This is a genomic window from Endozoicomonas sp. SESOKO2, from assembly GCF_024606245.1.
GTDB lineage: Bacteria > Pseudomonadota > Gammaproteobacteria > Pseudomonadales > Endozoicomonadaceae > Endozoicomonas_A.
The window spans coordinates 1-24,895 of sequence record NZ_JAHHPQ010000221.1; the positions used below are offsets into that span (position 1 = coordinate 1).

20 protein-coding genes are annotated in these 24,895 nt (G+C 45.6%); 12 read left to right on the forward strand and 8 right to left on the reverse strand.

What is annotated here, in order from left to right:
• Positions 1 to 233 (reverse strand): F-box protein (locus KDK17_RS05420; RefSeq protein ID WP_257287539.1); only part of this gene is annotated, 233 nt, incomplete at its 3' end.
• A 390-nt stretch (positions 234 to 623) separates the two neighbouring features.
• On the opposite strand from KDK17_RS05420, the gene KDK17_RS05425 reads away from it, so the two are divergent.
• The gene (locus KDK17_RS05425) at positions 624 to 1,841 is read left to right on the forward strand and encodes an ADP-ribosylglycohydrolase family protein (protein WP_257287540.1); all 1,218 of its coding nucleotides are present in this window, start codon (positions 624 to 626) and stop codon (positions 1,839 to 1,841) included.
• Positions 1,842 to 1,974: 133 nt separating this feature from the next.
• On the opposite strand, the gene KDK17_RS05430 is transcribed toward KDK17_RS05425, so the two are convergent.
• The 4 genes from KDK17_RS05430 to KDK17_RS05445 all read right to left on the reverse strand — a co-directional run bounded on the left by KDK17_RS05430 (position 1,975) and on the right by KDK17_RS05445 (position 6,363).
• The gene (locus KDK17_RS05430; RefSeq protein ID WP_257287541.1) at positions 1,975 to 3,495 is read right to left on the reverse strand and encodes an F-box/WD40 repeat-containing protein; all 1,521 of its coding nucleotides are present in this window, start codon (positions 3,493 to 3,495) and stop codon (positions 1,975 to 1,977) included.
• A gap of 132 nt (positions 3,496 to 3,627) precedes the next feature.
• A complete protein-coding gene (locus KDK17_RS05435) occupies positions 3,628 to 4,665 on the reverse strand; it encodes a hypothetical protein (RefSeq protein ID WP_257276195.1) in 1,038 nt (345 codons plus the stop codon).
• A 234-nt stretch (positions 4,666 to 4,899) separates the two neighbouring features.
• The gene (locus KDK17_RS05440; RefSeq protein WP_257279532.1) at positions 4,900 to 5,091 is read right to left on the reverse strand and encodes a hypothetical protein; all 192 of its coding nucleotides are present in this window, start codon (positions 5,089 to 5,091) and stop codon (positions 4,900 to 4,902) included.
• 78 nt (positions 5,092 to 5,169) lie between these two features.
• The gene (locus KDK17_RS05445) at positions 5,170 to 6,363 is read right to left on the reverse strand and encodes an RtcB family protein (protein ID WP_257275677.1); all 1,194 of its coding nucleotides are present in this window, start codon (positions 6,361 to 6,363) and stop codon (positions 5,170 to 5,172) included.
• A 981-nt stretch (positions 6,364 to 7,344) separates the two neighbouring features.
• On the opposite strand from KDK17_RS05445, the gene KDK17_RS05450 reads away from it, so the two are divergent.
• Positions 7,345 to 8,067 (forward strand): Fic family protein, encoded by a 723-nt coding sequence (locus KDK17_RS05450; protein WP_257279531.1) that lies wholly within the window; start codon positions 7,345 to 7,347, stop codon positions 8,065 to 8,067.
• Positions 8,068 to 8,241: 174 nt separating this feature from the next.
• Complete coding sequence (locus tag KDK17_RS05455) at positions 8,242 to 9,033, forward strand: hypothetical protein (protein ID WP_257274709.1); 792 nt, start codon at positions 8,242 to 8,244, stop codon at positions 9,031 to 9,033.
• Between the two features lie 143 nt (positions 9,034 to 9,176).
• On the opposite strand, the gene fabB is transcribed toward KDK17_RS05455, so the two are convergent.
• Both fabB and fabA read right to left on the reverse strand, forming a co-directional pair.
• Positions 9,177 to 10,394 carry a beta-ketoacyl-ACP synthase I gene (gene fabB / locus KDK17_RS05460; RefSeq protein ID WP_257279529.1) on the reverse strand — a complete coding sequence of 406 codons (1,218 nt, stop codon included), beginning with the start codon at positions 10,392 to 10,394 and terminating at the stop codon, positions 9,177 to 9,179.
• Positions 10,395 to 10,421: 27 nt separating this feature from the next.
• A complete protein-coding gene (fabA, locus tag KDK17_RS05465) occupies positions 10,422 to 10,934 on the reverse strand; it encodes a 3-hydroxyacyl-[acyl-carrier-protein] dehydratase FabA (RefSeq protein ID WP_257274732.1) in 513 nt (170 codons plus the stop codon).
• A 348-nt stretch (positions 10,935 to 11,282) separates the two neighbouring features.
• Between fabA and KDK17_RS05470 the strand changes: the two genes are divergently transcribed.
• The 7 genes from KDK17_RS05470 to KDK17_RS05500 all read left to right on the forward strand — a co-directional run bounded on the left by KDK17_RS05470 (position 11,283) and on the right by KDK17_RS05500 (position 19,911).
• The gene (locus tag KDK17_RS05470; protein ID WP_257274711.1) at positions 11,283 to 11,441 is read left to right on the forward strand and encodes a hypothetical protein; all 159 of its coding nucleotides are present in this window, start codon (positions 11,283 to 11,285) and stop codon (positions 11,439 to 11,441) included.
• Positions 11,442 to 11,469: 28 nt separating this feature from the next.
• Positions 11,470 to 12,504: an NAD(P)H-dependent glycerol-3-phosphate dehydrogenase gene (locus tag KDK17_RS05475; RefSeq protein WP_257274712.1), complete on the forward strand. Its 1,035-nt coding sequence runs from the start codon at positions 11,470 to 11,472 to the stop codon at positions 12,502 to 12,504.
• A gap of 77 nt (positions 12,505 to 12,581) precedes the next feature.
• Positions 12,582 to 12,887: a DUF4389 domain-containing protein gene (locus KDK17_RS05480; protein ID WP_257252630.1), complete on the forward strand. Its 306-nt coding sequence runs from the start codon at positions 12,582 to 12,584 to the stop codon at positions 12,885 to 12,887.
• An 86-nt stretch (positions 12,888 to 12,973) separates the two neighbouring features.
• Complete coding sequence (gene sixA, locus KDK17_RS05485) at positions 12,974 to 13,417, forward strand: phosphohistidine phosphatase SixA (RefSeq protein ID WP_257252631.1); 444 nt, start codon at positions 12,974 to 12,976, stop codon at positions 13,415 to 13,417.
• Between the two features lie 237 nt (positions 13,418 to 13,654).
• Positions 13,655 to 15,550 (forward strand): ATP-binding cassette domain-containing protein, encoded by a 1,896-nt coding sequence (locus KDK17_RS05490; protein WP_257274713.1) that lies wholly within the window; start codon positions 13,655 to 13,657, stop codon positions 15,548 to 15,550.
• Between the two features lie 444 nt (positions 15,551 to 15,994).
• Positions 15,995 to 17,791 carry a hypothetical protein gene (locus KDK17_RS05495; protein ID WP_257274714.1) on the forward strand — a complete coding sequence of 599 codons (1,797 nt, stop codon included), beginning with the start codon at positions 15,995 to 15,997 and terminating at the stop codon, positions 17,789 to 17,791.
• 278 nt (positions 17,792 to 18,069) lie between these two features.
• Complete coding sequence (locus KDK17_RS05500; RefSeq protein WP_257287542.1) at positions 18,070 to 19,911, forward strand: hypothetical protein; 1,842 nt, start codon at positions 18,070 to 18,072, stop codon at positions 19,909 to 19,911.
• 337 nt (positions 19,912 to 20,248) lie between these two features.
• Here the strand turns inward: KDK17_RS05500 and KDK17_RS05505 are convergent, their stop codons facing one another.
• Positions 20,249 to 20,695, reverse strand: coding sequence for a universal stress protein (locus KDK17_RS05505; RefSeq protein WP_257254061.1), 447 nt, complete (start codon positions 20,693 to 20,695; stop codon positions 20,249 to 20,251).
• A gap of 565 nt (positions 20,696 to 21,260) precedes the next feature.
• Here KDK17_RS05505 and fadB point away from each other — a divergent pair.
• On the forward strand, positions 21,261 to 23,414 hold the full coding sequence (gene fadB, locus KDK17_RS05510; RefSeq protein WP_257274718.1) for a fatty acid oxidation complex subunit alpha FadB: 2,154 nt from the start codon (positions 21,261 to 21,263) through the stop codon (positions 23,412 to 23,414).
• Positions 23,415 to 23,476: 62 nt separating this feature from the next.
• Positions 23,477 to 24,649, forward strand: a complete 1,173-nt coding sequence (gene fadA / locus KDK17_RS05515; RefSeq protein ID WP_257255010.1) for an acetyl-CoA C-acyltransferase FadA — start codon at positions 23,477 to 23,479, stop codon at positions 24,647 to 24,649.
• The last annotated feature ends 246 nt before the right edge of the window (positions 24,650 to 24,895 follow it).

A 24,895-nucleotide genomic window follows, 5' to 3' on the forward strand; every position in this document is an offset into this window, starting at 1 on the left:
GCATCGTGAAGGTGGGTGCATACCTGTTGTAAACGGTGAATATCCCGAAGCTTCAAATAGCGAAAAATAATGGAAAAGGGTAATGGAGATAAATCCAGCAATGAAGGTTTTTCCTTATTAACTAAAGCGATGGTTCTACCTGCACTGATGCCCGTTGGTGTTATTGATTGAGTGGCTATAGTGGTTATTGGGTGTTGACCTGCAATACCGCAGTTATTATTCAGTCCATCCATGCCTGGTTCTCCGAAAGTTAGATTTATCCATGATTAGAAAGCACATACAAAAAAAGATGCGATGAATTAGAGTTCGTTTTGACATAAAAGTTCATAGCGTGTTGTTAAGTACAACTAACAATAACAGGATGAACCCGCCCCCCAGGGGATGGTCTTGTAATAGCTCTTGTTGATGATGGCCGCTGATGTCCATTAAGTTTTACATTGCCTGCAGGCTATCGGGTAGCAAGACTTAATAAAGCCGCTATTATTCCCTTATCTGAATGGATCTTAGGAATATATTTAATGACCGTCCCGAGTCGAACTGAGCCAGAATGTTGTTCTGGCTCAGTTGGTTTTCAATTCTTCATTGCTCACTGCCTGTGCTTTGTTGTTTTTTTTCTGGTAATAATGCCAGCATTTGCTGTTACCCCGACCAATGCAGAGCTGGCTTTGCTTGGCACTGCCCTGGGGGATTATAAGGGAACAGTCCGGTATGGCAACGGTGCAGCCAGGCGTGGGCTATTTACCGATGATACACATAAAGCGGCTGCGATCTATAAGTTCTTTTTGGACTATTACCAAAGCTCTGGTCGCACTAATAAAAAGCACCAAAGAAAGGATAAAGGTGCACAAATTGATGTTGTCAGGCTGGCTAAGTATCAGTGTTTTTTTGCATTTCCTGATGGGCAGCGTTTTCGTTTAAAAATGGAAGATCCGATTAATGTGGAGTTAAGCGACTACGGTGCTTTTCACTCACGGTTGTTAAAAACATTCTTTCAGGGATTCAGGAATGGCACTATAACAACCAGGGATCAGGTTCTGGGTTTTTCCGGTCAGAGTTTTCGTACAAGGTCAGGAAAGGCGGAAGGCTCTTCTGGTAATGGCGGCTGCATGGGCATTGCTACGATTGTGGCTATCCTTGATCATGATCCGTTTATCAGTGACGAGGATTTTGTCAGTCGGGTTCGGCAGACAGTTCAGGTCAGTCATAACCATGAGCAGGCCATGCAGGCTGCTGTCGTTATTGCCCTTGCTGCAAGAGTCATGATCGAAGATCGTGATGTAAGGACTGCAAACAGGGATCTGGCTAAAATAACTTTTCAGCGCATTTATAGACATGTCACCGAACCAGAAGTTCTGAAATGCCTGAGGATTATTGAGCAACAGATCCAGCAAAACACGTATACTCGCAACCCTGATCATGGAGAGGTTATGGCTGAGTTAAATCGCCTGATGCCTTCCAGTTCCGGTGCGGAGCGATCTCGTAAAAAAACGGGTGACAAAAATCTCAGAGGAACCTGGGCTCCCAGTTCTGCAGCGGCCGTTTTGTATTTTCTGTTTACCGGTGACGGAACCCAGAATTCGTTGCTGCAGCAGGTAGCAGAATTTACCATCGACCAGGATACGGTTGGGGCAATGTTAATGGCACTCAGTGCTTTGCAGGAGGGTGGTTTCAGGCGAAGCGAGTTTGGTTCGGAGCCGGAGCTGAAACAGTTACAGGCGTTACTTGACGATTTGCCGGAGTGGGTAGCTATAAACCCCAATGCTGTGGATTATCTGGTAGATGATGAGGATGAAAGTGAGGGCGGCACGTGTAATTGTGCCTGCGGGAGCCAGTCAATGTGAATTAAACATTGCTTTCCGGCGATCTTTTCAAAGTTAGGCTCACAACGGGTTGTTCACGGTAACCAACGAAACTGGTCTCTGATTCGGGAAAATGACCGATAAGTTTCTGACTTTTAATACAGGCTGAATAGCGTTACTCAGTGACAGCAAACAATGAATCACTAACCTGTAACTCAGTAACCTTCACTATACCGTCGTCACTGGCGGTTACCACATGGCTGCCATCGGCGCTGAAGGTAGCTGATAAGACCTTGCCTTTATGGGAAATGCTGGCTTTCTCTAACCATGACCCATCGTCTTGCTGACCGATGATTTTGGCCGTTCTGTCCATGCTGGCAGTTACCACATGGCGGCCATCAGGGCTGAAGGTGGCTGATAGAACCCAATACTTATGATAAATGATGACTTTTTCTTTCCACGATCCATTAGCTGTGTGGCTATATATTTTTGCAGTGCCATCCCGGCTGGCGGTCACCACGAAGCGGCTATCCGGGCTGAACCTGGCTGAATTGACAGCACCACTATGAGAGATGGTGCCTTTTTTTTCCCATGATCCGTCCGTCTTCTGGCCATATACTTTCGCACTAAAATCCATACTGGCTGTTACTACATGGCATCCATCGGGGCTGAAGCTGGCTGAAATAACAGCGTCATTATGGGGAATGGTTCCGGTATTTTTCCATGAACCATCCGTTTGCTGGCAATAGATTTTCGCCCTGTTCTCGTAACTGGCGGTGACCACATAGCGGCCATCGGTGCTAAAGTTGGCTGATTCAACAGACTTATTATGTGTAAGGGTAGCTGTTAGTTTCCATGATCCATCGGTCTTCTGGCTATGGATTTTCGCTGTCGCATCCAAACCGGCGGTTACGACATGATGGCCATCGGTGCTGAAGCTGGCTGAGTAGACACTGTACTCATTGGAAATGATGGCTTTTTGTTTCCATGTGTCATCGCGTCCCAAGCCATATATTTTCGCAGTGCCATCCCAGCTGGCGGTCACCACATATTCGCCATCGAGGCTGAAAATGGCTGATGCGACTGGGTTGTCATGGGGAATAATGGTTTTTTTTACCCATGATCCATCGGTCTTGATGCTGTAGATTTTCGCTGGTTCATAGACGCAAGCGGTTACCAGATGACGGCCATCGGCACTGAGGGCGGCTGAGTTAACTCGCGTATTTTCATTAATGATGGCTTTTGTGACTAATTTAAAAGTATTGCACCCAGACATCAGCTTAGTCTTGGTGAAATACAATACAGCAGGTACATGAACACTACAATGTCGGCGCTCCATCAGTGAGTCGATTAACGCCTTATCATTCGTGAATGACTTCAACCAATCATGGAGTTGATTCTCATTTTTTGTAGTGATAGTCATCCTAAGTTGATACTGGTGTGGAGAAGAAAACTGGTGATACCATGCTTTTGCCAGGGCGTTATCTTTTTTGACAGCGGCGTGAAGGTAGGTACATGTCAGTTCTAAACTGCGAATATCTCGAAGTTTCAAATAGCTAAAAATCATGGAAAGTGATAACGAGGATAAATCCCGTAATGATGTATTTATCTTTTTTTTCTTGTCAGCTACAGTGATGGTTCTACCCGCATTGTTACCCTCTCGTGTGCCCAGTCTTGTTCCCTCAGGTGGTGACAAGTTTGAACCTGTATTAAAGGAATTGTTATTTATGGGCTCCATAACTGGTTTGTCCTGAATAAGCAGAAAGTTGAGGCGGCATTTTTATTGAAAGTTACCGCCAATTTTATAAGGTTTCAAATAATCAACTACTTATAATTTGGCATAGTATACTTCTAAAAAAATATTATATTCTGGTTTAATATCCAAGTATCTTCTTGAAACTGAGAATATTCTGAAATAGGGATGATTACCTGAATTTCTTAAGGCTGAAAATAATGTAGGCAAAATCTTCTGGTTAAAAATAGCTTTAGAACAGGGTTTGTTTATTCTCGCTTTTACAATTTTATCAAAGGATGGTTTTGTGTTTTTTAATTCTTCCTTAATCATTATTACCATGTTTTCGTCGTCTTTAGAAAATGGTGGTGGTAAATGATTTTCACGATGTAATAAAATCAAATCATTATCTCTTTTGAATTTTTTTTGTTTTTCTATTATTGAGTCAGAATCACCCGTAATCCATTCTTCAAGGCTAAACGCATTGGCCATCGATTGTAAGATGTGAAAATTGTTATCTTCTCTATGAATAACGAAGTCATGAAAACATTCCTTTTTTTTATCAAATATACAAATCAGCTTGTGGACAAACAGGTAATCATTTTCTGGATCACCATTGATGTATGTCTTATAGATATCCTGATCGTCAACTGTAAAAATATAAGATGTTGAATAGCTTTTAGAGAAGTTTTTTTCCAGAACTGCTCTGGTTGAGTGACATAAAGTCTCTTGCCTAAGTTCATTGATACTCAATTCTAATGGACAAGGAGAAGTGTCTCTTGTTTTTACGAAAGACCTTTCGGAGATGCATTCTATATCTGGATCTAATGTTTCAGTCTCAACATTGGATAAAAAACTACTGTCGACTTTTATCTCATTATGAAGTGAGACATATCTGGAAAATGCACAGGCAGATTCAGCTAAAGTATCCTGAACAAGCGGTGGCTCTTCCTTTAGGACAGTTGATTGCCCTGATCTTGCTTCTGAGGATAAATTGAGCAATGACGGTTTACTCTGGTTATATACAGTAATGTCTCTGCCCATACTGACACCCGTTGGTGCCACGGATAGAGACTGATTAGGTGTTGATGGGGGTAAACCTAAAGCGTTAGAGTTGTTATTTATTCCATTCATATTTTGTTTTCCGAAAGTTAGCCTTTATCCTCAATTAACAAATACATTAAAAATGGATACACTTGGATAGACTTGGTTTTGGAACAAGAGTTCATAACGTGTTGTTAAGTAAAACTAACAAAACAGGGCTCTGATTCGGGAAAATGCACAATGGGCAGAAAGTTGGTTTCTGTCTTTGAGTCAATGCAAACAAAATAGTCTCACTCAGTGACAGCTCCTGTATTCCTCGTTTTATCAGGCTGCACCAGAAAACACTGCCCTCTGCAGTGCTTTCTGGTGCAGCCTGTTATCAGCACGACCACGGTGTTTCTCTTTACGGCTATAGCGGGTTTTCAGTTTTTCCCGGCGCTGGCGGTACATAGGGTTTTGCATCAGTTTCAGTATTGCCGATGCCGGGCGTTTATGAGCATTTTTTGGTTTTTTCATTGTTCAGTCTCCTGACGGTAGCTTTATTGTCGGACATACTTGCCATTAGCACAGGCATCAGAAATGTCCGGTGATGACTTAGCCTTTCACATTTACAATCTGCCTTAGCGTTCGCACGACCTCAACCAGATCTTTCTGCAGGCTCATGACCTTATCGATATTTTTGTAAGCACCGGGAATTTCATCCAGTACGCCTTTGTCTTTTCTGCACTCTATGCCCTGTGTCTGATCTTCAAGATCACGAACAGTGAAGGTTTTTTTGGCAGCGGTACGGGACATCGTCCGTCCTGCACCATGGGCACAGCTGCAAAAGGCTTCGGGGTTGCCTTTGCCACGAATAATGTAAGACCTGGCGCCCATAGAGCCTGGAATAATACCCAGCTCGTCATTTCTGGCCCGGATAGCCCCTTTACGAGTCACCCAGACTTGCTGGCCATCATGGAACTCCTGCTCAACAAAGTTGTGGTGGCAGTTAATGGCTTCATTAATGACGGTGAAGGGTTTCAGATGCAGGCGCAGTGTTTTAAGAATACTGTTCATCATATGTTCCCGGTTCAGCAGGGCGTAGTTTTGTGCCCATGCAACGGCATCAACGTAGTCATCAAAGTGCTCTGAACCTTCCTTCAGGTAGCCGAGGTCTCTGTCGGGCAAATGGATCTGTTGCCTTTCCATGTCTTTACGAGCCAGCTGAATAAAGTACTGACCTATCTGGTTACCGATACCCCGGCTGCCGGAATGCAGCATGACCCATAGGTTGTCCTGTTCGTCCAGACACAGTTCGATAAAGTGGTTGCCAGAACCGAGGCTGCCCATTTGACGAACAAACTTGTCCCGGTTGCCTCTTTGGATGATATTCGGATGCTTTTCCAGAATACGTTTTAAGCCAAGGGCAACCGATGAATCACCGGCTATTTGCGCTTCTTTGTGCTGTCCACCTGCTCCCAGGGGAATAACCTTTTCAATACCATTTCGAATGGCCAAAAGGTTTTCCGGCAGATCAGAAGCTTTCAGTGATAACTGAACCGCATTCATACCACAGCCAATATCCACGCCAACGGCAGCAGGGATAATGGCTTCAGTGGTAGCGATAACTGATCCTACTGTTGCGCCTTTTCCGAGATGGATGTCAGGCATCCCGGCTACATGTTTGTGAATAAAGGGCAGGCTGGCGACTTTGCGCATCTGCTCAAGTGCCTGTGGGCTGACTTCATCCGTCCAGATTTTTACTGGCTTTTGGATTTCAGTTCCTTCTAATAAAGTGATCACTGGCATAATGTAGTACCTCTCTCATTATTTTCAGCATTATGATTTAAAATATGGCTGAACAAATGGTAGCTGGATTTTGCCATGTTCCGATAGTGAAGCGTGCCAATAAATTCATTTTGAGTTGAAAATATTTCTAAGACACAGATTAGAAAAGGATTAATACCTTTAAAGCTTGTTGAGAGATTCTACGGCTCAGTAAAAACGCCAATTTTATCGACTGAGCGGGTAGCACTTTTCGTTGAGGTTTTTGTTAGGTGTACTGTCATTATTGTTATGAATTTTCTTGAAGAAGATGGCTCTGTAGGTCTAATGTAATTTGATCAGGGAGGTACTACTGCATGGATGCATCTATCAAACCAATATTCAGTCTATCAACAGAGGCATCCTCTCAAACGGTAGATTGAGCTGCAAGTTCACCTGTAGCAATTGTTCCGTCTGTAAATTCCAGATTCAAACCCTCTCTCCACCATCATAATGAACGGTCATTTGAGGCCCACCTGAGAAAATGAGTCATTAATGAGATCTATTTGGCTCAGGAAACAAGATTACAGGTTATGGGGGGGCTTTAGGGGGTGTGGGGTTCTGATCATTTTTGGAACCTGAGCCTGGGACATTCTCGCTACCGTGATGTTGAGGAGGATGAGTGAGAGCCGGAATATCAGATCAAGCACTGGTAAAGGTACAGACAATGCAGAGATTTATCCTGTGGGGGGGATGGCGACATTCGAAGCAGCAAAGCCTGAAGCGCCTGACTGCAAGGGAGTGATAGAAAATAGGAAATGCAGAAGGGCGACTGAAAAAAATTTCAATGCTTATCCCTTTGTTACTGATGCCAAGTGAAATGCAAAGAATAGATGAGTCTGCGAAATGGTGTATAAATAGTGCAGAATCGTTTGATTTCACAGTACATGGCTGGTGAAATTTTCTTAAATTATCCTGTTTACCATATAATAGGCACAACCACTATTTGAAAGGATTACCTACAGTATGTTTGAAACCATTGATGCGCTTAAAGCTCAATTGGATGCACTCAGACCCTTGCCAAAAAACAGTGTTCAGTCACTCCATGAAGCAATGGTATTGGAGTGGACTTATCACTCCAATGCGATAGAGGGCAATACTCTGACACTTAAGGAAACGAAGGTGGTTCTTGAAGGTATTACTGTTGGAGGCAAGTCAATCAGGGAGCATTTTGAAGCGATCAATCACCGGGAAGCCATTGAGTGGGTAGAATCGGTAGTGGCACGAAATGAGCCATTCAGTGAACGACTGATTAAGTCTGTTCATCAGTTAGTATTAAAAAATATTGATGATACTAATGCGGGTTGCTACCGACACGAAAATGTAATTATTGCGGGTGCTCAACACATACCGCCTGAGCATCTGCACGTGCAGCCATTGATGACAGAACTGATCGATTGCTATCAAAATCAGGCATGTCACCCTGTGGAGAGGGCAGCGAGACTGCATGTTGATTTTGTAGGAATTCATCCTTTTGTCGATGGGAATGGTCGGACAGCTCGCCTGCTTATGAACTTCGACTTATTGAGCAGTGGTTACTTACCCGTCATTATTGAGGCGGAGAATCGTCTTGTCTATTATGAGGCTTTGGATAAAGCCCATACAGGTAAGTGCTATCAAGATTACATAACAATGGTTGTTGAAGCAGAAGAGCAAGCCTTAAAGCGTTATCTCAGTATTGTTCGTTAAATTTATCAAAACCGAAGCTGTCGGGCATAATGATAGGGAGAACTATTTTGACGCAGAGGTGTGATCTTCTCCGGGAATGTTGTTATGCCTTCTTACCCCTTAGTTAGAATTAGCTTCAATGAATTTATATTTTTACAGTCTAAATAGATATATAAATTCAGGGGCTGATATTTTATGAATTCAAGTATCAATCAAATAGCTCAAATTCAAAGAGCTGAATCAGGAGTGTTTTTTTCAATAACCGAAAAAGAAGTAGGCGTTTCTGCTTCCTGTCCTTCAGACTTAAATAGCTTATTTAATGAAAAGCTGCATGATGGAAAGTTATTGGCAAAAATGCTTGTCAATTCTATAGACGATGAAGGCTTTTCGAGATTAGATCGGGAGCTTGTTCAGCTTACTTCCCGTGATAAAGTTGTGAGGTGTGCTGCAACCTCACTTTTGGCCCCCTGCCCAAAGCAGAAGCTATATCGAAATATTGGCTTTCTCGTTGATGCAGAGAAAACGAAAATTCATGTCATCGCCGACAGTGATGTCGGTTCAATGCCTGTTGATAGTCAAGGTTATTGGTTGTTATGGGATAAAACAAAACAGGACTATGAGAAAATATCTATTCGAAAAGGTGAAATTGTCAATCCCGATTCTACTGGTCGATTCGTTTTGGACTGTGATCCTGAATGCAATAAATTATTTAAAACAACTAAACAACTAAAAGACTATATGGTTGAAAAAGCTCATTTAATTAAATCCAGATTAAATCATAATGAAGTCGTATGCGAATATACTACTGATTCAGTATTGGCTGTATTAATTACTTTTAATCGAACTGAGAAGCTTTACTATGAAAGAAACCAGATCATTCACGATGGATTTGTGTTTAAACAGAAAGCGGAGCAGTCATTAGGCTCGAAACTGCCAATATTCATTTTTGACTGTGAAGAAGGCACTCTCTATCAGCAGGAAGCGTAACCGTCGTTTATCTGAATTTGATACGAGCATTTAGCTTCGAAGCGGCTTTCCTGTTTCCCCGGGGTGATGGGAAGTAACCACAAAGCTACACCCCATCCCGCTTGTATTTTTCTGAAGCACCCGGAAATTTGAATCCCTTTCTATCAGTCTTCGTAGTTTTGGAATACCAGACAAGCGTTGGTGCCACCAAAACCGAAGCTGTTGGACATGATGCGGTTTAGCTTTTGTTCACGAGCTTCACCGACCAGAATCGGCAGATCCCGGGCTTCATCGTCCAGGGTTTCTACGTTGGCTGAAGCTGTAATGAAGCTGTGTTTCATCATCAGTAGGCAGTAGATAGCTTCCTGAACGCCAGCCGCTCCCAGTGAGTGACCGGAGAGGGACTTGGTCGAGCTGACAGTAGGCATCTTGTCGCCAAACACTTCTTTCAGTGCTTTCAGTTCTGCCACATCGCCAACAGGAGTCGATGTACCGTGGGTGTTGATGTAGTCAACCGGACCGTCAACGGTTTCCAGGGCCAGACGCATACAGCGGGAAGCTCCTTCACCGGAAGGAGCAACCATGTCATAACCGTCGGAAGTGGCGCCGTAGCCCACGACTTCAGCGTAAATTTTGGCACCACGGGCCTTTGCGTGTTCCAGTTCTTCCAGAACTACCATGCCACCACCGCCGGCTATGACAAAGCCGTCACGGTCAGCATCGTAAGCACGGGAGGCTTTGTCCGGGTTTTCATTGTACTTTGTGCTCAGGGCTCCCATGGCATCGAACAGACCGGTTTGTGACCAGTGCTCTTCTTCACCACCGCCGGCAAAGACAACATCCTGTTTACCCAGCTGGATTTGTTCTACTGCGTTACCGATGCAGTGAGCACTGGTGGCACAGGCAGAAGTAATGGAATAGTTCACGCCCTTGATCTTGAATGGGGTAGCCAGACAGGCAGATACTGTACTGCCCATAGTACGGGTTACACGGTATGGGCCTACACGTTTGACGCCTTTTTCGCGCATGATGTCTGCGGCTTCGACAATGTTTTCTGAAGAGGCACCGCCGGAAGCAGCAATGAGGCCGGTTCTTGGATTGGAAACTTGTTCTTCAGACAGGCCGGAATCTTCAATCGCCTGCTTCATGGCAATGTAGGCGTAAGAAGCCGCCATACCCATAAAGCGTTGGGTTTTGCGGTCGATATGCTCGCTCAGGTCAATGTCGACAGAGCCGGAAACCTGGCTACGAAAACCTTTTTCAGCGTAGCTTTCGTTAAAGCTGATGCCGGATTTTCCCTGTTTGAGGCTGTCGGCCACGTCGTTCTGGGTGTTACCCAGGCAGGAGGTGATGCCGATCCCTGTAACTACAACACGTTTCATTTATCTAACCTGAATTATCCGAATGAATCAGAATGCGTCGGTGCTCTGGAAAAGGCCTACCCGGAGCCCTTCGGCGGTGTAAATCTCACGTCCGTCGACGCTGACAATGCCATCAGCAATACCCAGCGCCAGCTTGCGACTGATAATACGCTTGATATTGATCTGGTAGGTCACTTTCTTGTTAGTCGGCAGGATCTGGCCGGTGAACTTGACTTCACCACTGCCCAGGGCTCTGCCGCGACCGGGATTACCCATCCAACCCAGATAAAAGCCGACCAGCTGCCACATGGCGTCCAGACCCAGGCAACCTGGCATGACCGGATCACCCGGAAAATGACAGTCAAAGAACCAGAGATCCGGAGTGATATCCAGCTCGGCAGTGATTTCGCCCTTGCCGTATTTACCGCCTTCCTCAGAGATCCGAACGATACGATCCAGCATCAGCATGTTGGGTGCTGGCAGTTGGGCATTGCCTGGCCCGAAAAGCTCACCCTGTGAACAGCGGAGCAGGTCGTCTTTATCGAAGGATTGTTGCTTCATTCGTTCATTATTCCTGGAAAATGCCATGGTCGCCCGCCAAGGCTGGGGTGACATGGGTATGTCGACTCCCTGTCAGGCTGACCACTGATCACGGGAATTCATTACTATCGTTCCGATGTGCACTATACCACCGGTCTCAGACTCTCATCAGCGTATTCTGCTGAAATTAACAAAAAAACAACAGATGTTGCGGATCCGGTGACATTAAATCAAGGCCTGGCTTGAGAGGTCAGGTTTTTTGTGCCTTGAGAAATGCATTACCCTTAATACACTAACCTTATGCACTATACGCTTCAGGTATTGTATTATTTGTCTGAAACATTTTTCATCGCTTTTAAGGCTTGAAAGATGATTATTTACTCCCGGCCTATCCAAAAGGCTGATTTGCAACGAATCAGAAAAGACAGCATTTCATTGCCTGGCAATGAGCTTTGCATCACGACCACGAACCCTTTGCCCTGGTGGCGGACCGTCACTGTGGGTGATGATAGCATTACTAACCAATAAACGAGTCAAGAGAAATACAGTCGGAAATATGATGATGACGCCGAATAACGATAGCAAGCAGTATACCATAGCCATTCTGGGTGGAGGCAGCTTTGGTACAGCACTGTCTGATATATCAGCTCATAACGGTCATCAGGTTAAACTCTGGATGCGCAGTGAAGAGCAGGTAAAGGGAATTAATCAGGATCATATCAATCACCGCTACCTGCCGGATTTTACCATTCATCCTTCCGTTCAGGCTTCGACCGATATCAAGGCCACTGTCTCATCTGCCGATCTGGTTCTGATTGCCATTCCCAGTAAATCCTTCCGTTCAGTGGTTCAGATGGCAGGTGATGCACTGGAAGGTAAAATGGTGATCAGCACCACCAAGGGGATTGAACCGGTCACCTTTGACTTGATGAGTGAAATTCTGAATGAGGAACTTAACTCAGTCAGAGTAGGTGTTCTCAGTGGCCCCAATCTGGCCAGGGAAATAGTTGCCAAGGCGGTAACGGCGACAGTGATTGCCAGTGAAGATGTTGAGTTGTGTGAGATTGTTCAGAAGGTGTTGCATTCGGATTATTTCAGGGTCTATTCCAACCAGGATGTCTACGGGGTCGAGCTGGCCGGTGCTCTGAAAAATATCTATGCCATTGTCTCAGGTATCGGGGCGGCTATGGGGATGGGTGAGAATACCAAAAGTATGCTCATAACTCGCAGCCTGGCAGAAATGAGTCGTTTTGCTGTCAAGCTCGGTGCGGATCCCATGACTTTCCTGGGGCTGTCCGGGGTAGGGGATCTGGTCGCCACCTGTACATCCAGCCTCAGTCGGAATTTCAGGGTAGGTTATGCTCTGGGTCAGGGGAAAACCCTGAAAGAGGCAGAAGCTGAGCTGGGTCAGGTAGCTGAGGGAGTGAACACTTTACAACAGGTCAGACAGAAAGCGGTTGAGCTTGAAGTCTATATGCCGATTGTTGAGGCATTGCACATGGTTATTTTCGAAGAGTTTAATGTCAATCAGCTGGTGCGCGGTATGATGCTCCGGGAGCAGAAAACCGACGTCGAGTTTATGGTCAGATGAAGGTCGGGAAGACTTTTCTTCCAGTTACTTTCAACTAATGGTGGATATCCATTAACAAAAACGGTGAGGGTTTTTATATGGATAAGAAAGTGTTTGATAATCTGAAATCAGAGTCTCGGTGGCTCAGGCTATTGTTCATGGTGTTGTTTTACATGTTGGCCTATATTGTCGGATTTCTGATTTTATTGATTGCCATTATTCAGGTGGTGCATGGGTTTATTAAATCTGAACCGAACTCACGATTACTGGATTTAAGTGCAGGTCTGAATCAATACTTTTATCAGATTATCCAGTTTGTTACTTACAATGATGACACCAAGCCTTATCCGTTCAGCGACTGGCCGGGAGAGAAAGAGCCAGTCAATGACCAGGAAGGTGTCTGAAATCGGCTTGAGTCACTCTGGTTTATCTATAGTCGTTCGTATACCTGGTCGTATATCAGCACTCATAAGCAGGCAGGTACCCAATAATGAAACTGATCGTAATGCGTCATGGGCAAGCCAGTTGGTCAGCGCCAAATGATCAGGAAAGGCCTTTAACGGAAGTGGGTCAGCAGGAAGTGCTCAGCACAGCTTCGAAGCTGACCCACCTCGGCATCAGCAGGGTACTGGCCAGTCCTTATCTCAGGGCTCAGCAATCTGGCAGGATTCTGGCTGAAACTCTGGAGTGTACTCTGGAAACACTGGATTGCATTACTCCCGACGCTGATCCGATGGCCGTGATCTCAGAACTGCCTGTGCAAGGGAATATCGCACTGGCCAGTCATATGCCTCTGGTGGGGGCTTTAACCAGTTTGCTCTGTGAAGGAGCGATTCATCAGGGACCTGGCTTTATGACCGGCAATGCAGCAGTACTTGAGATGGAGCTGCCAGGACCGGGGTTGGCAACATTGATTGAGATGGTGGCGCCCTGAAATCATTCTGTCCTGCGCCACTTAGGATGATCTTTCTCATAACCGATTTGGTTGTTTACGATCTACTCTAATTCTACCTTTTCGTGCTTCCCATGGCATGGGTGTCAGAAGTTTATTCTGCATTGTATTCACGACTGATTTTTTTGGCTCATGAGTCTTTAGCAGGTATGCTTGCGGCATTATTAATTCTGTGTCATTGCCGTTGCAGGACATTGAAAAGGACAGGGTAACCTGATAATGCCGTTACTGAGATTTGACAATATAAACCTTGCCTATGGTGATCAGCCCCTGATGGATGGAGCCGATTTTCAGATACGTAAAGGTGAACGGGTCTGTTTGTTGGGGCGAAATGGTGCGGGCAAGTCCACCATGATGAAACTGGTATCCGGCAAAATCGATGCGGATGATGGCAGCATCTGGCGAAAACCCGGGATGCGTATTGGCATTCTGAACCAGGATCTTCCTGAGCAGGATGAGAAAAAAGTCTACGATGTCGTGGCTTCTGGCCTTGAAGAAGTGGGGGAGTGGATCAGTCAGTTTCATGAACTGTCCCAGAATATCCAGTCTGATGAAGATATGAAGGCGCTGGAAAAAGTTCAGCAAAAACTGGAAGCGGCCGATGGCTGGAGTCTTCAGCAGAAGGTGGACAAAGTGATTCAGAAACTCGGTCTGCCTGAAGAGAAGAAGATGAAAGAACTCTCCGGTGGCTGGCGCAGAAGAGTTGAGCTGGCCCGGGCACTGGTGTGTGAACCTGATCTGTTATTGTTGGACGAGCCCACTAACCATCTGGATGTTGTTGCCATTGACTGGCTTGAGAAACAGCTGCTTGATTTTCAGGGGGCTCTTTTGTTTATCACCCACGATCGTTCATTCCTGCAGTCTCTCGCTACCCGAATCGTGGAGCTGGATCGAGGTATCCTGACCAGCTGGGATTGCGATTATAAAACTTACCTGGATAGAAAAGCTCACGCGCTGGAAGTGGAAGCGGAACAGAATGCTCTGTTTGATAAAAAACTGGCTCAGGAAGAGGCCTGGATTCGTCAGGGTATCAAAGCTCGAAGAACCCGTAATGAAGGCCGGGTCAGAGCGCTTAAAGCACTTCGAAGCGAAAGGATGGAGCGTCGGGTGGTTCAGGGTAAAGCGAGCTTCTCTCTGGAGCAGGGCGGCAGTTCCGGCAAGCTGGTGCTGGAAGCTAAGGACATTGCAAAGTCCTGGGAAGGTCAGCACATCATTAAAGACTTTGATCTCAGAGTGATCCGGGGAGACAAGATCGGTCTGATTGGTGCCAATGGTGCTGGCAAATCAACGCTATTGAGTATTTTGCTGGGGCAGCTTAAACCGGATTCCGGTTTCATTAAGGAAGGTACCAAGCTGGAAGTGGCCTATTTCGATCAGTTGAGAAATCAACTGGACCTTGAAAAAACAGTGATTGACAACGTTGCTGAAGGTCGTGAGAGCATCATGATCAACGGAGCCAGTCGACACGTAATCAGCTATCTCGGGGATTTCCTTTTCCCGGCTAATCGTTGTCGTGTTCCTGTTAAGGCGTTGTCCGGTGGAGAGCGAAACCGTTTGCTGTTGGCGAGACTCTTCAGTAAGCCGGCTAATCTGCTGGTGATGGACGAGCCTACCAACGATCTCGACGTCGAAACACTTGAGTTGCTTGAGTCACTGCTGGTGGACTTTCAGGGCACGGTGCTGCTGGTCAGTCACGATCGTGAATTCCTCGATAATGTGGTTTCCAGTACCCTCGTATTCCAGCCTGATGGCAAGATTAAAGAATATGTCGGCGGCTTTGAAGATTGGCTCAGACAGGGAGGGGAGGTAAATCAGCTGGTTGCTGAGCCTCAAACCAGTAAGCCACAAACGAAAGCTGAACCCAATATTCAAACTCAGCCAGAATCGAAAAAGAAAAAGCTCAGTTACAAGCTTCAGCGTGAGCTGGATGCTTTGCCGGGAGAGCTTGAAAAACTGGAAGAAGAGTTAATCCAGCTGGAAGAGGCTATCGCCGATCCGTCTTTCTATCAGGGTGATCAGGAGGTTGTGCAAACCACTCTGGCACGTCTGGAAACCGTCAATCAAGATATCGAAGAGAAGATGGAGCGTTGGGAAGAGCTCGAAAATATGAGTTAACAGGTGTTCCGTTTTCAATTGGGAGTTAGCAGATGTCATTGTGCAGCTAACCCCCAATGAAACGGTATTACTATCCTGCTATTTATCACAAGCCAGTATCATTAAAACTGGCTGATCAGCTCAATAATGTTTTCCGTGCGTGCAAAGTCGTGGGAGTATCCAGAGAGACTTTTTGCCGCGTTCAAAACGCATGTGGCGAAGGTGTTATTTAAGCCAGAGCGAACCCGTCAGGAAAAATGTGCTGTGATCGGACGCCCGTGTAAATTCTGGAATCAGGCAAAGTACACTTTAAATAGAGCAGGTCTTCTGAATCTGGCATGACGTTACAAACGACAATGAACGTGTGAGTGTCAGGTCAGATGCTGGTGGCTACAAAATAAAATTTGGCACTGCTGCAATTCCTGGACTACTTTTCGGGGGCATTCAAACACGGGCTTAAGTAAAATGATCGGCAGCTCCAAGCCTCAATCACTGAGAACGGCAAGTTCATCGATACATTCCCATCATAGCAAGACCAATCAACTATTTTCAGTTTCCCTCGGTCTCATTATGGTTTGCCCTTGCTCAACCTTGCTGGCATTAAACCCTTTACCAACGCCAGTAGATGAGAGGTTTTTTCAAGAAAAGGGAGCAAAAGGGTCTGACTTACTATCCGATTTAATTAACCATAATGCTCTTATGGGGGCATTCCCTTTGGTCACCCCGAATGATACTGAACTTATCTTTGCCATGAACCCCGTGAATGAGCAAGAAGTAAATAAGAGTCAGGAACAGCAAGAACCGCAGGGAGCTGGAGCACAACAGATGCAGCCTTTAACGGACCTTTCGCTCCCGCCAATGTCCCGTGAACAAATTGTTGAAATTATCCGGAAATTGAATTCAGGCCTCCCGGAAGACAGTATAACCGCTCTGCTGAACAACATCCCGGAAACGCCCCCCAGTGACAACCTGACAATTGCAGGCATGATCAAGCAAGTGGAGGCTACTCTTCAGGTTGACGTTGACCAAAGTCAGAATGCAATCCTGGAAACTCTATCTCATATCCAGAGTACCGAGTCTCCTGTCGATCCGAACAATTCGCAACATCAACAAAGCCTTGCATATTTGATGCTGGCTTACTATGCAGCCATAAATTCAAGTGATGCTTCCTCTCAAGGAGCCCATGTTTTTTTTAATTCGTTCCTGCTTCACGCCGCTTACATGGCTGGAATACCCAGACTCCATCTGCAAAAAGATGGGCTATTAGGTGAAGATGGACCGATAAAAGATCAAGATGTTTTAAAAGAAAATGTTGCAAAATCATCTTTAGTATTCTCTGGACTGAAATTTTTAGCAACAGAACGCATTAAATTTTTGCAACAATTGGAGGATTCCTTAGAATCTGAGCAAAGCAATACATCAGCCGAGGCATTACTAAGAGACGCTGCCAAGCTGCTCAACGATGGCATTGACAGGAACGGAATATCGATTTATAAGCGACAGCAAATAACAGCTGAGCGAATGCTCGCGCTTATAAAAGAATATGGTGAAAATGAACCTGAATTAGTAGCCTGGAATAATCAATTCTTGAATTTAATTGATCTCTTGGGCCTGATGCTTGATCCTTTCGCATCAGAATATGTAGATCTGAATGCACATATAGTTAAGATAGAGGATTACTTTAGAAAGTCAGGTAAGGGGACAACCTTTTATAACTATATGGACAAAAAAAGGAAATTACTTAAAGAAATAAAAAAACTAATAGCAGACGCAATGCGTGACCACGAAAATCAAGAGCATAAATCATTTCTAAAATTATTGGGACACCTGAAGTCGTATATAGCGCAACAATTACACGTAGCTTTTCCTGATAAAAATGATTATCAAGTGATACAGGTTACTCTCGGTACAGGATTCAGAGCCCTGCGGGATCAATCATATGATTTATTGTTAGTGCTTTATGATATAACGACTGGCTCCGATGTCGTTGAGCAAGCTGACGAAGTCACGCATGTCGAGGCTGTAAAGGAACAACAAGAGAAAGAGCTTGGCAAAGAAGAGAAGAAGAAAAAACACCTTCAAAGAAGGCTGAACTACTTGAATGAATTTGTGCAGTGGCTCGATTGGTTCTTTCGCAGGCGTGTATGTGTTCCTGACCATTGTTACGATAGTGATTCAGAGAGTGATGATACCAGGAGCTACTCTGATGGAAGTGATTCTGAGAGAGATGATGTTGACACGCCAGAAGGTGTGACTCAGTAATTGAAATATTCACACTTACGAAAAGAAAGTGCCATGCTGGAAGTGGCCTATTGTAATGGGTAAAAATTTCTTGCTCTGATCGGCCGCTCATGCAAATTTTTGAATCATGCAGGGCGTACTTTCAAGGAGGTTTGGTCTTTAGTATCTGGTCTGACACTACAGACGACAATGAACCGATGAGTGTCAGATCAGATATTGGTGACGACAGCTTAAAGTTGAGCATTGCTGCAATTCCTGGACTACTTTACGAGAGGCATTCAGATACTAAAGGAAGTAGAATGATCAGTAGCTCCGGGTCTCAATTACCAGAAACAACAGGGTCATCGATATTTTTCCATCTTGGCAGGGCTAGGCAGCTATTCTTAGCTTCCCTTGGTCTCATTATTATGGCTTGTCCCTGCTCAACATTGTTGGCAGCAACCCCTTTATTGACGCCAGCGGATGTGAAAATTTTTGAAGAAAAGGGAACAAAAGACTCTGACTTCCTATCCAATTTGATCAACCATAATACTCTTATAGGGAGGTTCCCTTTAGTCACTTCGAATGATACTGATCTTATCTTTGCCATGAACATTGGGAATGAGCATGACGTAAATAATCGTGAGGATCAGGAAGAACCGCAGGGTGCCGGAGCACCGCAGATGCAGCCTTTGACGGACCTTCCGCTTCCGCCAATGTCCCGGGAACAAATTGCTGAAATAATCCGAAACTTGAATTTAGGTCTTCCGGAAGACACTATGACCACTCTGTTGAGCAATATTCCGGAAATGCCCCCCGGTGATAGCCTGACCATTGCAAGCATGATTGCGCAAGTGAAGGCGAGTCTTCAAATTAACGTTGACCAAAATCAGAATGCAATCTTAGAAACGCTATCTTATATCCAAGGTACCGAGTCGCCTGTTAATCCGGGCAGTTCACAACATCAACAGAGTCTTGCATATTTAATGCTGGCTTACTACACAGCCATAAATTCAAGTAGTGCTTCCTCACAAAGTGCCCATGCTTTTTTTACTTCATTCCTGCTTCACGCCGCTGACATGGCAGGAATGTGTGGATTTCTCCACCACCTGCACGCAGCTCAACTATTAGGCAGAGATAAGCCGATTAAAGATAAAGAGCTTTTAAAAGAAAATGTTGCAATATCATATTTAGTATTTTCTGGTCTAAAAGATTTAGTAACAGAACGCATTAAGTTTTTACAGCAATTGGAGGATTCCTTAGAGTCTGAGCAATCCGGTAAGTCAGTTGATGCATTACTTAGAGACGCTGCCAAACTGCTCAACGATGGCATTGATAGGAACGGAATGTCGAGTTATAAGCGACAGCTAAAATCAGCTGAACGAATGCTGGAACTTATAGAAAAATATGGTGAAGATGAACCAGGATTAGTAGCCTGGAACTATCAGTTTTTGAATTTAATTGATGTTATTAGACTCATAATTAACCCTTTTGCACCGGAATGCGAATATCCGAATGTAAATATTGAAAGCATAGAGAATTATTTTAGAGAATCAGGTAAGAGGACGAGTTTTTATTCCGGTAGAAGAAAAAGAAATGAGTTATTTAAAGAAATAAAAAAAGTTCTGGTTGATGCGACACTTGAACAAGGAAATCAAGATGTTAAATCATTTAAAAAATTGTTTGTATACCTAAAAATATATTTAGCGCAACAATTACACTTAACGTTTACTGTTGAAAATGATTGCGATGTCATAATGGAGACCCTCGCTATAGGATTTAGGGCCCTATTGGAACAATCATATGATTTATTGGCACTGCTTCCTGATACAGCTATTGGCTCCAATGACACTGGGCAGGGTGATCAAGTCATGCATGACATGCCAGCTAAGGGGCAAGGAGGCAAAGAGCCTGGCGAAGAAGAGAAGAGGAAAAAACATCAGGAAAAACGGATAAAGTACTTAAAAAAACTCGTCGTATGGCTCGAGTATTGCCTTTGTAGTAATGATCATTCTGACAGCAGTGAATCTGAAAAAACTGATACTGACAGCAGTGATTTTGAAAGTCTTCATGGTAAGAGTGATTTTGAAGTGACTGATTCTGACATGAATGATTTTGACGGGGATGACGTTGACATTCCGGAAGGCGTAACTCGTAATTGAAATAATCGCAGTCGAAACCGAAAAAGAAAAATCTCACTAACAAGCTTCATCGTGAGTTGTAAGCTTTACGAGGAGAGCTTGAAAAACTGGAAGAAGAACTGATTCAGTGGGAAAAGATCATCGCTGGATCTGCTTTCTATAAGGGCGATCATGACGTCATTCAATCCACGTTGGTGTGCCTGGCAGTCGCCAACCAGGACATCGAAGAAAAGATCGAACGTTGAGAAGTACTTGAAAATATGAGTTAACAGACGTTCCTTTTTTAGTTGGGAGTCAGCTGTCGTCAGTGTGCGGTCAGAACGGCTATCTGCCAACTGTTAACTCACCGCTTTTGTTCTTATTTGCTGTTGTTTTTTCCCACTCTTACCGCCAGAACATCACAGCATGCACCATGCAGGATGCTGGTGGATGTTGAGCCGAGAATCAGGGCCAAACCATGCCTGCCATGACTCCCAACCACGATCAGGTCAACGTCAGACTCGTCAGCGATGCGATGTACTTCTCTTTCCGGGCGCCCGTATACGACGTGCTGTTCACCCTTGTCCAGGTGAATGCTTTCAGCCAAACGTGATATACGCTCTCTGGCCTGCTGGGTGATTTCATCCTGAAGGGTTGTAAGATCCAGTGGAATATCGCTGCCATAAGCGACACTCAACGGCTCAACCACGTGCACCAGGGTCAGTCTGGCCTGATAGATTTCTGCAAGAGACTTGGCCTTATCCAATACATCGTCTGCTTCATCAGACAGGTCAATAGCAACGAGAATATGGTTATATTGACTCATAGACTGTTTCTCTCTTCCCGGATGTTTTATGAAGAAATGCAGCTCATTCCAGTTGCATAGCCATTTTTATCATCTGAGCCGGTGAGCTGCATTTCCGGATCATGGCTGTGTCGATGTTTTTATCATCGGGCCACGAGTAACTATCTTGTGTACTCATCGCCTTAAATGCTAAAGGGTGTTCGACCACCTGTGCTCTCTTTATATCAACCATAAGAAAATACGATTGATTGCAGGCATCATAGACCAAACGCTTACATTGTATGGCTGTACCTTGAGTTGTCCAAGTAAATTTCTGGTAAGTATTTGCTCTGAATCAGTATATTTGCGGATTTATTGGTGTTCATTTTCTTGACTTTGGCACAGAATTCAAAGAAGGTAGGCTCAAAAATTCAAACGGTTGTATGAATTTCTGGCGAGCACTGTCTAAGATGCATCCATCAGGAGCCAGACTGAGAATAAACTGCCATTATCCATAGGGCCGCTATTCTCAGTCTGGCTCCTGACGCCATTTGTACAGACGTCAGTCATTAACGCAACCTTTTTCAATCCGTCCGGAGAGAGATAAATGATATATCAGGGGAAAGCATTCAAGGTTCTGGCACTTGAAAGCGGCATCGCTGAGTTGAGGTTTGACCTGGAAGGGGAGTCGGTGAACAAGTTCAACCGGCTGGCCATAGAAGATCTGAATGGTGCAGTTCAGGCCATCAAGGCGGACGACTCCATCAAGGGTGTCGTTCTGACCAGTGGCAAGGAAGGCGTCTTCATTGTTGGTGCCGACATCAAGGAGTTTACCTCCAACTTCCGTCAGGAAGAAAGTGAGCTGCTGGAAATGGTCATGGGTGTTAACCAGGTCTTCAGCAGCTTTGAAGATCTGGATATGCCAACGGTTGCCGCTATCAATGGCAGCGCTCTGGGTGGTGGTTTTGAGATCTGCCTGTGCGCTGATTATCGTGTACTGTCCAACAAAGGTGGTGTCGGTCTGCCTGAAGTCAAACTGGGCATCTACCCGGGCTGGGGTGGGACTGTCCGTCTGCCACGTCTGATCGGCGTAGATAACGCTGTCGAGTGGATTGCTGCTGGTCGCGAGCAGAAGCCTGAAGCAGCTCTGAAAGTAGGGGCTGTAGATGCAGTGGTTGAAACCGAAAAGCTAGTGGATTCTGCTGTAGCCATTATCAAACGTTGTCTGGCAGGTGAACTGGACTTTAATGCCCGTAAAGATGAAAAACGTTCACCACTCAAGCTACCTTTGCTGGAATCTCTGATGGCTTTTGAAACAACCATGGCGGTTGTCAAGCAGCAGGCCGGTCCACATATGCCAGCGCCCGCGGCTTCTGTTAAAGCCATCAAAAAGCATGCTGAGCTGCCAAGAGATGAAGCTCTGAAAGTCGAAGCTGAAGGTTTCATTAAACTGGCCAAGACACCTGTCTCTGATGTTCTGGTGGGACTGTTCCTGAACGACCAGATGCTCAAGAAGAAGACCAAGGAACTGACCAGGCAGGCGGGTAAAGTTGAGAAGGCCGCTGTTCTGGGTGCCGGTATCATGGGCGGTGGCATTGCTTACCAGTCTGCTTACAAGGGCACTCCTATTCTGATGAAAGACATCGCTCAGGATGGTCTGAACCTGGGACTGGCCGAAGCCAGCAAACTGCTGTCCAAGCGAGTAGCCCGTGGTCGTATGGACCCTCTGAAAATGGGTGAGGTTCTCAATCACATTGTTCCAACTTTGTCGTACAGTGAGTTTGGTGATGTCGATGTCGTTGTGGAAGCGGTTGTCGAGAATGTCAATGTCAAGAAAGCGGTACTGGGTGAAGTAGAAAATCACGTCAGTGAAGACGCTGTTCTGGCTTCTAATACTTCAACCATTTCTATAACAGAACTGGCTAAGGATCTGAAAAGACCGGAAAAATTCTGTGGCATGCACTTCTTTAACCCGGTTCACGCCATGCCTCTGGTTGAAGTGATTCGTGGTGAGAAAACCAGCGAAGAAACGGTTGCAACCGTTGTCGCCTATGCCAAGAAGATGGGCAAAGTGCCTATCGTTGTTAACGACTGTCCCGGATTCCTGGTTAACCGTGTGCTTTTCCCATACTTCGGCGGCTTCGCTTCATTGGTGAAAGACGGTGCTGACTTCCAGAAAGTCGACAAAGTTATGGAGAAGTTTGGCTGGCCAATGGGTCCTGCCTACCTGCTTGATGTTGTCGGTATTGATACAGGCTCCCATGCTGAAAAAGTGATGGCTGAAGGCTTCCCGGATCGTATGTCCCGTGACTGGAAGAACGCTATTGATGTGATGTATGAGAAGGGGCGTTACGGACAGAAGACCAACGTCGGCTTTTACAAATACGAGCAGGACAAGAAAGGTAAGCCCAAGAAAGTGGTTGACGAAACGGCTTATCAGCTTCTCTCTGAAGTGGCAGGTGAAAGCCGTGAGTTTGAAACACAGGAAATTATTGATCGCATGATGATTCCACTGTGTATGGAAACCGTTCGCACACTGGAAGACGGCATTGTTGATACCCCAGCAGAGGCGGACCTGGCTCTGCTCAACGGCATCGGCTTCCCGATTTTCCGTGGCGGTGCCCTGAAGTACATCGATAGCATGGGTGTCGACAAGTTCGTAGAGCTGGCTGATCAGTACGCTCATATCAGTCCTCTGTACCAGCCTACTGAAAAGCTGCGGGAAATGGCCCGTGAAGGCAAAACGTTTTACGGCGCGTAAACAGCCTTGAGCCACAAAAAAAGTGGCTAATCACGATCAACAGATTTAAGAGAGAATTGACTATGAGCCTTAATCCGAGAGACGCCGTAATCGTAGACTATGGCCGGACCCCCATGGGTCGTTCCAAGGGTGGCATGTATCGAAATGTCCGTGCCGATGATCTGTCTGCAAACCTCATCACAGGGGTTCTGAACCGTAACCCTGGTGTTAACCCTGAAGAAGTTGAAGATGTCATCTGGGGTTGTGTTAACCAGACTCTGGAGCAGGGGTGGAACGTTGCCCGTATGGCATCCCTGATGACTCCGATCCCTCATACTTCTTCTGCCCAGACTGTCAGCCGTCTGTGTGGTTCTTCCATGAGTGCACTGCACACTGCTGCTCAGGCTATTCAAACCGGGAACGGTGATGTCTTTGTCGTAGGTGGTGTTGAGCACATGGGACATGTAGGCATGATGCATGGAGTGGATCCTAATCCACGTCTGTCAAAATATGCTGCCAAAGCGGCAGGCATGATGGGTCTGACCGCAGAAATGCTGGGGTTGATGCACGGTATTACTCGTGAAGCCCAGGATGAATTTGGTGTCAGATCTCATATGAGAGCCTGGGAAGCAACCAAAGCCGGTCACTTCAAGGATGAGATCATCCCCATGCAGGGGCATGATGATGATGGCAACCTGGCAGTCTTCACCGAAGATCAGACGATCCGTCCTGAAACCACGCTTGAAGGACTGGCTCAACTGAAGCCAGCCTTTAACCCGAAAGGTACAGTCACAGCTGGTACTTCTTCCCAGATTACCGATGGGGCTTCCTGCATGATCGTTATGTCCGCACAGCGTGCTCAGGATCTGGGTCTTCAACCAATGGCCGTGATTCGTTCCATGGCGGTTGCTGGTGTTGATCCGTCCATCATGGGTTATGGACCTGTACCCAGCACCAAAAAAGCACTGGAGCGTGCAGGCCTGACTATCGATGATATTGATCATGTTGAGCTGAATGAGGCGTTTGCTGCTCAGGCTCTGCCTGTTCTGAAAGACCTGAACCTGCTGGAGAAGATGGACGAGAAGGTGAACCTGAACGGTGGGGCAATAGCTCTGGGTCACCCCTTCGGATGCTCCGGTGCCCGAATCTCCGGTACCCTGCTGAACGTGATGAAGCAAAACAACGGTACGATCGGTGTGGCTACGATGTGTGTAGGACTGGGTCAGGGTATTACTACGGTCTTTGAGCGTCTGTAATACGTCGGCCTTTGCCAGGCGTGCCTGCCTGGCTTATCCTGCCTGAACGTATTTACCCCGGAATGTCATTTCGGGGTATCCTGCTTTTATGTATTTTTATGCAGAGGCTCTACTTCTCTGATGGGGATCTCTGACAAGGTTTGCTTGAGTCGCTTTGTCGACAAAAAAAGCCGGTTTTTTCCCGTGAATAATCATCCTGAAATCTGTCAGGCTTCGCAGTAATTAAATAATCTTTTGATATTCAAG